At 40.1% G+C, this 13,799-nt stretch carries 13 protein-coding genes and 1 pseudogene; 6 read left to right on the forward strand and 8 right to left on the reverse strand.

From position 1 onward, the window contains the following. Positions 1-28: 28 nt before the first annotated feature. On the reverse strand, positions 29-1,660 hold the full coding sequence (gene mdlC / locus LDO51_RS01655) for a benzoylformate decarboxylase (RefSeq protein ID WP_225576135.1): 1,632 nt from the start codon (positions 1,658-1,660) through the stop codon (positions 29-31). 706 nt (positions 1,661-2,366) lie between these two features. On the opposite strand from mdlC, the gene gltS reads away from it, so the two are divergent. From gltS to LDO51_RS01680, 5 genes are all read left to right on the forward strand, one after another. Further along, positions 2,367-3,572 carry a sodium/glutamate symporter gene (gene gltS / locus LDO51_RS01660; protein WP_225576136.1) on the forward strand — a complete coding sequence of 402 codons (1,206 nt, stop codon included), beginning with the start codon at positions 2,367-2,369 and terminating at the stop codon, positions 3,570-3,572. 155 nt (positions 3,573-3,727) lie between these two features. Beyond that, positions 3,728-4,636 (forward strand): LysR family transcriptional regulator, encoded by a 909-nt coding sequence (locus LDO51_RS01665; RefSeq protein ID WP_225576137.1) that lies wholly within the window; start codon positions 3,728-3,730, stop codon positions 4,634-4,636. Between the two features lie 56 nt (positions 4,637-4,692). Continuing rightward, the gene (locus LDO51_RS01670; protein ID WP_225576138.1) at positions 4,693-5,934 is read left to right on the forward strand and encodes a D-amino acid dehydrogenase; all 1,242 of its coding nucleotides are present in this window, start codon (positions 4,693-4,695) and stop codon (positions 5,932-5,934) included. Between the two features lie 3 nt (positions 5,935-5,937). After that, a complete protein-coding gene (locus LDO51_RS01675) occupies positions 5,938-6,291 on the forward strand; it encodes a RidA family protein (protein ID WP_225576139.1) in 354 nt (117 codons plus the stop codon). A gap of 248 nt (positions 6,292-6,539) precedes the next feature. Continuing rightward, positions 6,540-8,195, forward strand: coding sequence for an alpha-keto acid decarboxylase family protein (locus LDO51_RS01680; RefSeq protein ID WP_225576140.1), 1,656 nt, complete (start codon positions 6,540-6,542; stop codon positions 8,193-8,195). A gap of 54 nt (positions 8,196-8,249) precedes the next feature. Here LDO51_RS01680 and LDO51_RS01685 read toward each other — a convergent pair whose 3' ends face one another. The 7 genes and pseudogenes from LDO51_RS01685 to LDO51_RS01710 form a co-directional block, all read right to left on the reverse strand. After that, complete coding sequence (locus LDO51_RS01685; protein ID WP_225576141.1) at positions 8,250-8,795, reverse strand: DedA family protein; 546 nt, start codon at positions 8,793-8,795, stop codon at positions 8,250-8,252. A 202-nt stretch (positions 8,796-8,997) separates the two neighbouring features. Beyond that, complete coding sequence (locus LDO51_RS01690) at positions 8,998-9,267, reverse strand: DUF1471 domain-containing protein (protein ID WP_225576142.1); 270 nt, start codon at positions 9,265-9,267, stop codon at positions 8,998-9,000. 245 nt (positions 9,268-9,512) lie between these two features. Continuing rightward, a pseudogene (locus LDO51_RS19590) lies at positions 9,513-9,868 on the reverse strand (hypothetical protein); the annotation flags it as partial. Positions 9,869-10,068: 200 nt separating this feature from the next. After that, positions 10,069-10,611, reverse strand: coding sequence for a fimbrial protein (locus tag LDO51_RS01695; RefSeq protein ID WP_225576143.1), 543 nt, complete (start codon positions 10,609-10,611; stop codon positions 10,069-10,071). Position 10,612: 1 nt separating this feature from the next. Beyond that, a complete protein-coding gene (locus LDO51_RS01700) occupies positions 10,613-11,152 on the reverse strand; it encodes a fimbrial protein (protein WP_225576144.1) in 540 nt (179 codons plus the stop codon). 13 nt (positions 11,153-11,165) lie between these two features. Beyond that, entirely contained in the window at positions 11,166-12,227 is a 1,062-nt protein-coding gene (locus LDO51_RS01705; RefSeq protein WP_225576145.1) for a pilus assembly protein FimA, read from the reverse strand. A gap of 9 nt (positions 12,228-12,236) precedes the next feature. Continuing rightward, on the reverse strand, positions 12,237-12,977 hold the full coding sequence (locus LDO51_RS01710) for a fimbria/pilus outer membrane usher protein (protein ID WP_225576146.1): 741 nt from the start codon (positions 12,975-12,977) through the stop codon (positions 12,237-12,239). Positions 12,978-13,047: 70 nt separating this feature from the next. On the opposite strand from LDO51_RS01710, the gene LDO51_RS01715 reads away from it, so the two are divergent. Then, complete coding sequence (locus tag LDO51_RS01715; protein ID WP_104872945.1) at positions 13,048-13,752, forward strand: IS6 family transposase; 705 nt, start codon at positions 13,048-13,050, stop codon at positions 13,750-13,752. Positions 13,753-13,799: the final 47 nt, after the last annotated feature.

Raw genomic sequence — 13,799 nt, forward strand, 5'->3', positions numbered from 1 at the left:
CTATCTGCATCCAATTTAAATCTGCATATTAAATCAGTGGGGGAATTTGAGGTTGAATAGGCACTTCAATCACCGTTGGGCCTTGGCGCTTAAATGCCTCACGACAAGCCGCTTTAACCTCATCCACCGTCGTGGCTTTTAACGCCGTGCAACCATAACCTTTACCCAACGCCACAATATCCAAGTTTGGAATATCCAGCCCCGGAACCCCCGGCGTTTCTTCTAACACAGCGAAGGATTTTAAAATGGCATACTCGCTATTTCGAGGGATCACAAACACAATCGGTAAATTATGTTGTGCGGCGCTCCATAGTCCTTGAATCGAATATTGCATCGAACCATCGCCAATAATCGACATTACAGGGCGGTGTCGGCCACTGTCTTTTTCCGCTAAAGCAATTCCCACACTTGCTGGCAAGTTCCAACCTAATGATCCACTGGCAAACGTATAGAAAAAATCCGGTGAATCAATTGGCCATTCACGGTGCAGCTCGCCAAGGTTTGACGGCGATTCTTCCACCAAGACGGTCTCTTTCGGGGAAGCTTCTCTCAGCGCTTTAAATAGCTGTGCTGCGCTTAATACCGTTGAATTTCCCTTCACTTCTGGCGCAGCAGGGTGTGGGGCCATACCATGAGACTGTTTCTCAATCTTATTTTTCGAGGCTGTTCTGGCATCCACTAACGGTGTCAGCCCTTCAATCGCGAGTACCGCATCACTGAGTAAGCTATCACCAACTGGTGCCCTTCCTACCTCGATAGGGTCATCAGTAATGTGTAGTAAACGCATTCCATCTGGTAAATAACTGCCTGCTACATAAGGATAATAACGGAAAACAGGCGCCCCAATAATCAACGCTAAATCATGTCCTTTCAGCTTGTCTGACAACGGCCCCATCGCGAAAGGCAATCCCCCCGCATACAATGGATGCGATTCAGGGAACGGCGGGCGCTCAGAGGCGGGAGCCGCCCAAACAGGAATATTTAATTTTTCAGCTAGCGTAATGCCTGCATCCCAACCTTCACCTCGCGCAATGGCTGAACCATAAATCAGTACTGGATTTTTGGCTGAATTCAGGGCATCCGCAAATGCCTGTAAGCGAACAGGGTCATAACCTATGCGCTGCGAAACTTCACGAACAACCGCCTCTTGTGCAATGGCAGGTTTATCCCAATCATCAAGGGGAATTGATAGGAAAACGGGTCCCGCGGGTGGCTGAAGCGCCATCGCATATGCCCGCATAAAAGCGGCAGGTACATCTTCCGCACGCTCCGGCTGATAGCTCCATTTGACCCATGGCTTTGGTAGGGTTTCAGGCTCGATATTGGTTAACCAAGGTTCCATCAGCAACATTTCACGAGTTTGGTTACCCGCCGTAATAATCAGTGGCGTACGGTTCATATAGGCGGTCAGGATATTACTCATTCCATTACTAAGTCCCGCAGAGGTATGCAAGTTGACCATTGCTACTTTGCGCATTCCCTGAGCATAACCGTCAGCTGCCGCCACAGCAGAAGCTTCATGTAATGTTTGGATATAACGAAAATCACTCGGAAAATCTTTTAAGAATGTCTCTTCAGTCGAACCAGGGTTACCGAAAATGGTCGTAATATTCAATTGACGTAGTAAATCAAAAGTCACTTGGCGAATGGTTTTCTTCATTTAAAATACCCTAATTAAGATATCTGAATTAATCTTCATCATAACCAATCCCCCAATAAAAAACATTTTCCCCTCAGAGAATGAATATCATTTAAAATCTGAAGATTGTTTTTTATTTTATTTAAATACAATCAGTTAAATGATCATCTTGTTTCGATGATAACAATACAATGGAAATAAATACTGCACCCTAAGATTTAATCCATATAAAGCATGAAAGGTGCTTCAAAATATTGGTCTTTATACTAATTTTAGCCTCAATTTGATGTAGAAAAAGCAGATTCATCGCCATTAAAACTAACTAAAACGTGAGTTGTATTGCAACTTTTTAACATTCATTAACAATATAGTGGCTTTTATGCCACCCATCACATTTCCAACAATTACCATGACTTAACCCCAGCGCTATCAATCGAAAAAAGATGATAAAGTTACGTCATTTTCCCACCAGGTGAGAGAAAAATAAATAACCCATTAAATCAATGCAATAAGTAATGACTAGTGATTTCATTGATTAAATAACCCTCTATTAATGACTAAAACCAATCAATGAAAGTACTTTTTTAGAACGATTTAGTTAACTAAAAGTTATATCAACCCCAACAAAACTCATTGTTAAACAAAAGTTAAGCAAAGTAATTTTATTTAACACTAATGTTAAATTACAAAAGTGAATGCTCTGGTAAACAAATGTGAGGTAAAAATAATGACCCTAGATGCCAGCTATACGCTATTGTTTGCATGCTTAGCGCTGCTTATTGGGATGATTGTGGTGAAAATCAGCCCTTTTCTACAGAAAAACCATATTCCTGATGCTGTTGTCGGCGGATTTATTGTTGCTATCGTTTTATTAATTGTTGATAAAGCGGCTGGCTATACTTTTTCGTTTGATACCTCATTACAAAGCACATTGATGATCGCTTTCTTCTCGTCAATTGGTCTGAGCTCTGACTTTGCTCGACTAATTAAAGGCGGGAAACCTCTCGTTATTTTAACACTTGCTGTTACCATTTTAATTGTGATCCAAAACGCGGTGGGCATGGGCATGGCAGTCATGCTAAACGAAAGTCCATTTATCGGTCTGATTGCAGGTTCAATCACATTAACAGGCGGTCACGGTAACGCTGGTGCTTGGGGACCTATCCTTGCAGATAAATATGGCGTAACAGGTGCTGTTGAGCTAGCGATGGCTTGTGCAACTATGGGGCTGGTTCTAGGTGGACTTGTCGGTGGGCCAGTCGCTCGCCACTTACTGAAAAAAGTGACAATTCCAAAAGCGACCGAGCAAGAAAAAGAGACCATCCTTGAAGCATTTGAACAACCAACGGTAAAAAGAAAAATCAACGCTAATAACATCATTGAAACGATTTCAATGCTGATTATCTGTATCGTTGCGGGTAGCTATATCAGTGAGTTAGTAAAAGATACACCAATGCACTTACCGACTTTCGTTTGGTGTCTGTTTGTCGGCATCATCATCCGTAATATCTTAACTCACGTGTTTAAACATGAAGTTTTCGAGCCCACTGTTGACGTTTTAGGCAGCGTGGCGCTCTCGTTATTCCTTGCTATTGCGCTAATGTCATTGAAGTTTGGTCAATTAGCTAGCATGGCAGGTCCAGTATTAATCATTATTGCGGTACAAACCGTGGTGATGGTGCTATTCGCCTGCTTTGTCACCTTCAAGATGATGGGCAGCGACTATGATGCCGTCGTTATTAGTGCAGGTCACTGTGGGTTCGGAATGGGAGCAACGCCAACAGCAATCGCCAACATGCAAACTATTACTCGAGCATTTAGCCCATCACACAAAGCCTTCTTAGTGGTACCGATGGTCGGTGCGTTCCTGGTGGATATCACCAACAGTATCATCATCAAGTTATATATTGAATTAGGCGCATCCATCGCATAATTCTTGATAACCCATGCCGGCTCATAACCAAATGTATATGAGCCGGCATTTTTCATTTCTGGTAAGTGACCCCGATATCGGATCCATGATATTTTTTTCTGTAGAATAAGAAAAAATGCAAAGTATTACCCAGTTCTAACCATGGACGACCAATAATGAAGTTACGGCACCTTGATATCTTTTATGCAGTGATGACCTGCGGTTCACTCACTCGCGCAGCTGAAGTTCTGCACATTTCCCAGCCAGCGGCGAGTAAAGCCCTCAAACATGCTGAACAGCAATTGGGACTCGTTTTATTCCAACGGATCCGAGGGAAATTACTGCCAACAGATGAAGCCAATTTATTATTTGAAGAGGCAAAAGAGGTTTATCAGAATTTAGATAGACTCAGAATTTTGGCACAGAATTTATCTAGAAACCCACAAGGCAAATTAGCTATTGGGTGTTTACCAAGTCTGGGGCTTAACTTAGTGCCTGAAGTTACCGCGCTGTTTATCAAAAAACATCCAAATATCAAACTCACTATTGGTACCCATCACACCACAGATATTTTGCAATTATTAACTCAACAAGATCTTGATATTGGCATCGCATTTAATTTGGCCATTGAAGGTGGGATCACCGTATTGCCTGTTGCTGATATTCCTCTCGTCTATGTGGATAGCCAAGCTCCTGCAAAATCCCCTGTTTCACTGGTGGATATCGACCAAGAACGCTGGATCCACCCAGGCTCCGACTCCCTCTCGCAACTACTACAACAGGTGCATGAGTTTCAGGAATCCAATATCAGCGTGCATACCTACCACATGGCCGCGGAGTTCGTTCGTGCTGGTCTAGGTTGCAGTATTACCGACATTTTTTCTGCGGAACATACCCTGCCAGAATCGATGATTTATCCGCTTAAAGAAAATTTGCATTTAGCCGTATCCGTTTTCCATCGCGCGGATAGGCCGCTCACGAAAGCCGCACAAAATTATGTAAACACCTTGTCGCTAATACTAAAAAAACGCAACGCAGTAGTTAACCAAAAGTTATACTCTGGTGATGAAAACTCAATTGTTTAGTCTAACTATTCGCCGTTAAATGATAACTCCTAAGTTATTATTGGTTGCTGAATATTATGACTAAACATGTGGTAGTGATCGGTGCTGGAGTGATTGGATTAAGTACCGCATATGCTTTAATTAAAGCGGGTCAAACCGTCACATTAATTGAATCTGATTCTGACGTTGGCATGGAAACCAGCTTTGCTAATGGTGGACAATTAAGTTATCGCTATGTTTCGCCGCTTGCAGATGCGGGCGTTCCATTACAAGGCTTACGCTGGATGGGTAAAAATGATTCTCCATTAAATTTGAGAATCGATTTTACATTACAACAGCTATCTTGGATGACCCAATTCACCTTAGCCTGTAACCGCACAACCAATAAAATTAATGGCGCTCATTTATTACGATTATCGCTACTCAGTCAAAATGTCATGAATACTTGGCGTACCAATGGTGATATAGCAGACTTTGCTTGGGAAAAATCGGGAAAATTAATTATCCATCGCGAACAATCTAGCTTTAAAAAAGCCAGTGAAACCGTGGATAAAGAATTTCAAAAAGTCCTTAATGCCGATGAAATCGTTGAATTAGAGCCTGCATTAAAGAATATTCAATCACAATTAGTGGGCGCAATTTACGCCCCTGATGATGAAACCGCAGATTGCTATTTATTCTGCAAAAATATTCTGGCTTATTTATCGACACAGCCACAATTTACATTATGCCTTGAGCACTCGGTCAAATCCTTTATTAAATTTGGCAATGCCATTACGGGTGTCGAAACAAATCAAGGCACAATTCAAGCGGATGATGTGGTGATTTGCGCAGGCAATGGTAGCCGTGAGCTATTAAAACCCCTTGGCATTGATGTGCCAATTCTCGGTTTAAAAGGCTACAGCCTCAGTGTGGAATACCCACAAATGGCACATATTGTTCCTAAACTTAGCGTTACCGACTACGGCAATAAAATTGTCTACGCCAAACTTAATGATCAATTACGCATCGCGGCCATGGTCGATATTGGTTATGACAAATTTGGATTACGAGAAAACAGAATTTCTGCATTAAAAAGTATTATTAAAAAAACATTCCCTAATTTGCCTAAAATTGATGAAGCAGAAACATGGTGCGGTTTACGTCCGTCAACACCAAAGGGACCACCAATGTTAGGCAAAACGACACACAATAACTTATGGCTCAATGTGGGTCACGGCAGTTTAGGTTTTACATTAGCAGCGGGTAGCGCAGAGATATTAACTCAGCTAATTACCCAGCAGCGCTCTCCTATTTCACTAGAAGGATTAACGAGGTAATTAATGTCCATTAAACGTAATAACCCAAAACCACGCTTAGCAGACAGCGTTGAATATGCTGGATTAGTTTACTTATCTGGACAAGTGCCTACGGATTTAAGCAAAGATATTACCGCTCAAACCCAAGATGTATTAAACAAAATTGACATATTATTAGCAGCTAGCAACAGCGATAAAACCCGTATTTTATCTGCTCAAGTGTGGATAAAAGATATGAAACGTGATTTTGCTGACTTTAATACCGTTTGGGAAGCTTGGATGCCGGCTGAATTTAGCCCTGCTCGAGCCGCTGTTGAAGCGAATATGGCTCGGGAGCAAGTACTCGTTGAAGTTATGGTGACCGCAGCACAGCGCTAGTTTTAATTTATTCTATGGCATTCAAAAGATTAAATTTATTCTCTTGAATGCCTTTTATTCCTTTTGTCATCTTTTTTGTTCAATTCCCTTCTTAATCACTCTTTTTATTACCACTTCTAATAAAAAAAGACACTCTCCTCTTGGTTATTCCATCTACTATTATCTATATGCATTTGAAATAATTGACTGAAAATTAAAAATAAAACCAATAATTATCGGTTCGTATTAAAACTACATGGAGAAATTACATGACCCAAACCGTCATTGAGCATGTTTTATCCAGATTACAGTCTCTCGGCATTAATGATATTTTTGGTGTTGCAGGTGATTATGCCTTTCCTATTAATGATGCCGTCTGTGCGGATCCAAATTTACGTTGGGTAGGAAACTGCAATGAATTAAATGCTGCCTATGCCGCAGATGGTTATGCCCGCTTAAAGGGGGTTGCAGCCCTCTCGACAACCTTTGCAGTTGGAGAACTCAGTGCGTTAAATGGTATTGCAGGGGCTTATGCGGAAAGATTACCTATTTTTCATTTAGTTGGAATGCCCGCCAGCCATATCCAAAAAAATCAAACTATTATGCACCATACTTTAGGTGATGGTGATTTCGATGTATTTTACAACGTCGCTCAATCCTTTTCGTGTGCTCATGCGATTTTGACACCAGAAAACTGTGTCAGTGAAATGACCCGTTTAATCACTCAGGCTTTTGCTCAAAGACGCCCAGTTTATATTGGCATTCCTGCTGATTATGCAGTGAAACGCATCGTTGTGCAGAGCATCAAACCGCTCACATTACCAAGTAGTCGTCCTGATACCTTAAAAAAAGTCATCAGTTTGATAGCCAATAAACTCAACTACAGTGAATCTCCATGTGCCTTACTGGGTTCACTCATATCACGGTTTGATTTAGTCAAAGAAGCGGAAGCCCTGATTAAAGTCACTCACTTACCTTATGCCACAATGTTTATGGATAAAGGCGTTTTAAATGAAACCCACTCACAATATATAGGTATGTACAGTGGGTATTTAATGAACCCTGCCATTGCCGAGTTTATTGAACGCTGCGATTGCATTCTAAATATTGGCGCGGTAATGAGTGATGTGAATACAGGGTGTTTCACCGCGAATCTTCACACTAATAATATAATCCATATCATGGATAATTATGTGGTTATCGATTCGACGGTCTATTCTGATGTCTATATCTATGAGCTACTTTCTGAGTTAAAAGATATTCTGACATTTATTCCGAGTAGTACGATAAAAGTTCGCGGTTTAGGGGAACCAATTAGCAATGACAACAGAAAAATAACCAGTGATTATTTATACCCTCGATTTGAAAAGTTTATTAAGCAAAATGACATTGTGATAGCGGAAACGGGAACATTTTCCATGGGACTAAGTTTTGCACTTCTTCCTAAAGAAGTTTCTTTTCAAACTCAATCTCTATGGGGTTCGATTGGCTGGGCAACCCCTGCGGCACTTGGTGCAGCACTTGCCGCACCTCATCGCAGGGTGATCCTGGCTACTGGCGAAGGTGCCCATCAATTGACAGCGCAAGAAATTAGCTTATTTGCTCGCTGGGGGTTGAAACCACTTATTTTTGTGCTTAATAATGATGGCTATTTAATTGAGCGTTTTTTATGCAATGAACCCGAAGCCTATTACAACGATATCCCCCCATGGAATTATACGCAGCTCCCTTCCGCACTCGGATGTGAGGAATGGTATTGCCAAACAGTCACCACCTGTGAAGAGCTTAATGCCGTTCTTAATCATCTCGATAAAATAGACTCTGCGGCTTACATTGAAATCATCACTGATAGATATGAAGCCTCAGATTTACTGCAAGCAATAGGGAAATTAATCAAGGCAGAAATACCAAAATATCTTAAATAATGACATTTAGCCACTCTCTGCTACGGTGGCTAACAATCATAAACGACGAGAGCCTCAGCGTCGCCCCCGGCGGATCCACCAAACTCCAACAATCACCAATACAATGATAGCTAGCCAAGAGAAATGTGGGTGAAATGGGAGCGTGAATACAAAGGAACTGACAAAGTAGCCGATCGACACAATCACGCATCCCCAAATCGCGCCACCAAGGAGATTTAATACAAAAAATCTGAGCGGATTCACCTTGCTGGCCCCAATAATAATCGGTCCAACAGTTCTCATTCCATATGCAAAGCGGATCCCAATAATAATCCAATTTTCATGGCGTTGTATTAACTGCTGAACACGTCGAATCTTATTCTGATGTTTTTGAAATCTAGGCAATACCTGCGCCCCCGCATAACGCCCGACCAAAAAAAGCACATTATCACTGACGACACCACCAAGCGCAGCAAATAACATAGCCAAAGGATAAGAGATCAATTGATTATGCGCGGCCACTCCCGATAGAAAAGCGGCTGTTTCTCCTTCAAGCATCGCGCCAAGAAATACAGCCCAATAGCCATATTCCATTAACCAATTAGTTAATACTTCAGACATAAGACTGAGATCCCTCCCTGAACAACTGATAATGGATATCTTTAGCTAAAATTTTAACACAGATAAAATTAAATTTTTGTTTGTATTCTTGGTAATTCAATAAGGTGGGAGTCTTGCGGCTAAAATGAATGGTATATAAAAAAACTGCACTTAACGACAACTTAAGTGCAGGGGATCATAACGCATAAAATATAAATATAGACTATTTATTGTATAAGCTAGCATTGATTGAAATATCGTTACCTTCACCTTCAGAGTTCACTGAGGTAATAATAAAGTAATTTGCACCTGCTTCATCCGCTTTTTGTGATACCGCATTCACATAATCCGTTGTTGTTGCTGCATTCATGACGATATTAATGTTGCCAACTAATTTCATTTCCATGGATTGGACATAATTAATCTCGGTTGCACTCATCGCAAATGGACTTAAAAACATCAAAGAAACCAATGCTATTTTTAATTTATTCATCAAAATCACCTTTTATTAAAATAACGTTACTCATTTAAATACACTCTTTTTTAGACAGTGAAATTACGAGCATCGTTAAAAGAATATTATTTACCTGATAATATAAGATTATATTTACCTATTAAAATAAAGAATGTAGCAATGAATATCAAATGTAATATCGAGCTAAATTTAGCAGATATTGCTTTTATTTATACGATTTCTAATATTTTAAATCAGCACTAAAAATATGACTCAGTTTCATGTCAAAACGAATATACGATACCACAGACTGACCTGATTTTTTTAGCCCGATCTGAAGAGGTGTATCTATCCATGACTGTCTCTATATAATCTGCCGAGTCCATCACTTCAGCTTGTTTAATGGCGGAGTCTAACATCACAAGTGGTGATTTTTTGACAATACCAATCAGTAAAACCTAATGCCGTTGAAGCTGCCCAATCAATTGCCCCCATAATGTTTGGTTGTGAAACTGAGCATCTTCGGCAGCAAAGCAAAACCCGAGCCCATTGATACCGTTCCTGTTTCTGCAATCACAATATCGCGTTCCTTAAACATTTTTTCTAAACGCGGATACAGATATTGTGCGGTAATTTTCCCATGTGAAGGTTATGGGCACGATGAGGCTGGCAAATGCCTGAACAACGCATGAAGGCGGTTGAAAAGGAACTAGATAATGAAAAACGGGCACACTTATTATTAAACAATAAAACGCCCGATAAAGTTTATCGAGCGTTTTATGCCTGAAAAGTTGTTAACCTATATCCGAACTAGTCAGGATTCTGCCATTGACGGCTTTTTTATTGGTAAATAATATCAATTGTCATAGAAGCATTTGCCGCACCTGCGGTTACTTTTTCTTCTATTTGTTTATAATATCCTCTCATTGAGATATCTATATCACTTTCTTTTTGCACTTTATCAATAATATTATTTCGCACATTTAATTTTAGTAATTGCCAATCGCTATTTTCTACTGAGTATTCAGTTTCAACACCAACGCCGATAGCACTACCTGCATCGGTATTTAGTGCCAATACATTTGGTTGGCCTGAATAACTGTTTCCTTTAGGGATCATAATAACTGGGATATCACTGGGGCACTTTAAGCTGATTGACCAACTAATTTTTTCACTCGTTATACCAACAGCGGAACCAAATCCCGTTGAACTCAAATAAATATCACCCAACTGGATATCTTCAATCGTTTTTGATGTTAACTCACAAGTCGACGGCTTCACAGATCCGGTAATTTGGACTAACGTGTCATAACTATAGGCTGGATTAATCACTCCGACCAAGAAACCCAATAAGATGCTATAGAACACTTTATTGCTCATCATATCAATTCGCCTGTATAACAAAGGTCACAGAGGCATTGGCTTTGCCTTGAGTCAATTTGCTGTTAGTTTGAACATAGCGAGCTCTTACCTTTAATGACGTGCTACCTTGGTTAACCGCTTCATCTTTCATAAAATTATAAAGAGTATTCATTTCTCGATTAACCCAGCTACCGCTGCTATTTTCGAAGCTTTGTAATTCAATAGCGGCTCCTGTTGAATAACCACTACCAGTATCTAATGCTAAATATTTCCCACTCGATTCTGACATCCCTTGAAATTGTCCATTTATCAAACTCATCGTATCAGGGCAATCAAATTCAAGCATAAACTCTATCCACTCAGACTGACTATTCACCTCATAGCCAAAACCACTTTTACTGTTAGTTAACCAAGTCCCCAAGTCAACACTCACATTCTGTGTTTTGATCCCACAACTTGAGTGTTTAATACTGCCTTTATAATTTACGGATACGGTTGCCAATGCATAACTGCTTAAGCTCAATAATAGAAATACATTCATGATTCGATAACGTAATTGCACAATATTATCCCCTTTAGTCATAACCAAAAGTGATGGTCAATGCAGCATTTCCAGAGCTGGGTTTACTGATAGATCCAGTTTTTACATATTTAAAAATAAACGGTAGGTTATAAATTTTTTGTGCCGACTCAGAACGAAATAGGAACCGATGATAACTCCCCACTTGCTTATCATCACCACCAACGTGTAATGGTACTGAGTCATTATTATAAAAAACTTGTACTCCATATCCAGGAGAGTTAGCCGTATCTGTTAATTGAATAACATTACTACCAATATTAGATGCCCTCCCATGTTCACCTATAGTTGCATAAACTCGGATCCCTGGATGGCAACTCATTGTGATATCTTCTTGTGCAAAACCAAAGTTATCCCCGATTCCAAGTTTGCTAACTTCCGCAAGATTATGATCACCTAAATCCACATTTAATGTTTTGGTATCAATATTACATGTCGAAACTGTCGAGGTCACAGTCGTAAAGCCATTGCTCACATAACCGCTATAGTAATAATCGCTATTATCTTTTTTATAGCAGGTAATAAAAGCTCTAGCATCACGAGTAATTCTATTTTTACCTGATGGCGGCAAGCCATCAACACGCACTCTAGCATAAGCAATTTCGATCATGAGATCTGTATTTGGTTTTTCAACAGCATAATAGTAATCATAGTATTGAGATTTAATTGTGCGCCATTCCGTAGTACCAACTTCTCTAAATCCCCAAGCATAACCAATTCCACTCGTAGTACCGTTATAGACAGTAAATGCTGTCCCCTCGTAATTAACGGTTAAACCAGTGTCCCTATTTGCTGCATCGTACATTCTAAAATAGGCGAAATTTTCTGTTTCTTTCGGGTTACTTAAATTACTTTCGCAAGCAGGCCCTGTAAAAACTTGCCAACCATCACCAATTAATTCACCAGATTGCTTTTCAGCTTCTACATTATCAAATGATAAATTACTATCAGGTATTGCGAAATCAGAATATATATCTGATTGCTCCGCACCATAAACATTCCATGAAACTGGAATAAGGAAAGTAAAAGTAAATAATATTTTTAATAATAGCTTCATTTTATTTCCTTATTCGCATGTTGCTTGCAACACGGCTACTGGCATTCGCTGCTGTTGTTCTGTTAATTGATAGTGTGCGGTACATTGCTCATCTGGATTTTTGCCCCATTTAATATGTACTTCACCTTTTTCAGGCATTCCACTTAAATAAATATCACCATTGTCGCCAACAATACCATTGCTAGAAATTTCATGATTAGCAGAAATTAAATTTCCCATTGAGCCAAAAGGAATGGCTTTTGATTGATGAGTTAATGTGAGTAAAAGGCGATATCCGGTATAGGTTTTAAATTCAGCGACCATTGCCGCCCCTTTTGTAGGCACTAAAGTCGCTGAGCTGGTTTGCAAATCAACATTATCAGGGAGTGATGTGGTATCTAATGTCACTTCATTTTGCGCATAAGCGTTAAGATAAGGCACAATCGCATAGCCTCTACCATCAGTACTGATCCCTGTTTTATTGCGTATTTTAACGCCTGGTGCGCCCGGTGCTTTAACTATCGCAAAGGAGTCATAAATAGGTTGTGATAAAGTAATACCATCTGAATGCACTACCACTGAGCCATTTAGTCCATAATTAGCTCGCTGCGAAAACTGGTCATAACTGTAGCCTGCATTCGCAATGCCATAGCCATTCTTGTAGGATAATGATGCATTACCTTGGGCTTTTTGATTATGATTACCGTACGACTGCTGAATAGAGTAATTGAGATTATTATCGTCTAACAGAGTCCCACTCAAACCCGTCATAAAGGGCACTGTTGCAAAGTTTAAGTAGCCGGTATGCTAAATTAACTATTTCATTACTGAGGTCCGTTTGGTGAATGCATTTAAAGGTCGTCATTTCACTGGTATTATCATTCTTTGGGCTGTACGTTGGTACTGCAAATACGGTATCAGTTACCGAGAACTTCAGGAAATGTTGGCTGAGCGCGGTGTAAATGTAGATCACACGACAATCTATCGCTGGGTTCAACGTTATGCACCAGAAATAGAAAAGCGGTTACGTTGGTATTGGTGTAATCCCTCCGACCTCAACAATTGGCATTTAGACGAAACTTATATCAAAGTGAATGGGAAATGGACGTACCTTTACCGAGCTGTCGATAGTCGAGGGTACACCATTGAATTTTATCTCTCGCCTCGTCGTAATACCAAGGCAGCTTATCGATTTTTAAGAAAAATATTCAATCGCGTTAAAAAATGGCAAATCCCCAGGGTTATCAATACAGATAAAGCCGCACCTTATGGCCGAGCGCTTAACCTTCTCAAAGAAGAAGGAAAATGCCCTACACATGTAGAACATCGACAAATCAAATTTCACAATAATGTCATTGAATGTGATCATGGAAAATTGAAGCGCGTGATAAATCCCACCTTAGGGTTTAAATCAATTAAAACAGCACATGCGACCATTAAAGGAATTGAGGTGATGCGTGCGCTTCGCAAAGGTCAAGCAGAACATTTTTACTATGGCCAACCGTTAGGAGAAGTGCGCCTCGTGAATAGAGTATTCGGACTTTAATCCACTTTGAGCGGAAAAGCTCAGCTTCACGATTCTATTTGCAACAG

Origin of the sequence: Providencia alcalifaciens (genome assembly GCF_020271745.1) — a bacterium.
Lineage (GTDB): Bacteria > Pseudomonadota > Gammaproteobacteria > Enterobacterales > Enterobacteriaceae > Providencia > Providencia alcalifaciens_B.

Bases quoted from the DNA above. Each gene is read 5' to 3' on its own strand.
- mdlC (WP_225576135.1), bottom strand. From the start codon at position 1,660: ATGAAGAAAACCATTCGCCAAGTGACTTTTGATTTACTACGTCAATTG.
- gltS (WP_225576136.1), top strand. From the start codon at position 2,367: ATGACCCTAGATGCCAGCTATACGCTATTGTTTGCATGCTTAGCGCTG.
- LDO51_RS01665 (WP_225576137.1), top strand. From the start codon at position 3,728: ATGAAGTTACGGCACCTTGATATCTTTTATGCAGTGATGACCTGCGGT.
- LDO51_RS01670 (WP_225576138.1), top strand. From the start codon at position 4,693: ATGACTAAACATGTGGTAGTGATCGGTGCTGGAGTGATTGGATTAAGT.
- LDO51_RS01675 (WP_225576139.1), top strand. From the start codon at position 5,938: ATGTCCATTAAACGTAATAACCCAAAACCACGCTTAGCAGACAGCGTT.
- LDO51_RS01680 (WP_225576140.1), top strand. From the start codon at position 6,540: ATGACCCAAACCGTCATTGAGCATGTTTTATCCAGATTACAGTCTCTC.
- LDO51_RS01685 (WP_225576141.1), bottom strand. From the start codon at position 8,795: ATGTCTGAAGTATTAACTAATTGGTTAATGGAATATGGCTATTGGGCT.
- LDO51_RS01690 (WP_225576142.1), bottom strand. From the start codon at position 9,267: ATGAATAAATTAAAAATAGCATTGGTTTCTTTGATGTTTTTAAGTCCA.
- LDO51_RS01695 (WP_225576143.1), bottom strand. From the start codon at position 10,611: ATGATGAGCAATAAAGTGTTCTATAGCATCTTATTGGGTTTCTTGGTC.
- LDO51_RS01705 (WP_225576145.1), bottom strand. From the start codon at position 12,227: ATGAAGCTATTATTAAAAATATTATTTACTTTTACTTTCCTTATTCCA.
- LDO51_RS01710 (WP_225576146.1), bottom strand. From the start codon at position 12,977: ATGACGGGTTTGAGTGGGACTCTGTTAGACGATAATAATCTCAATTAC.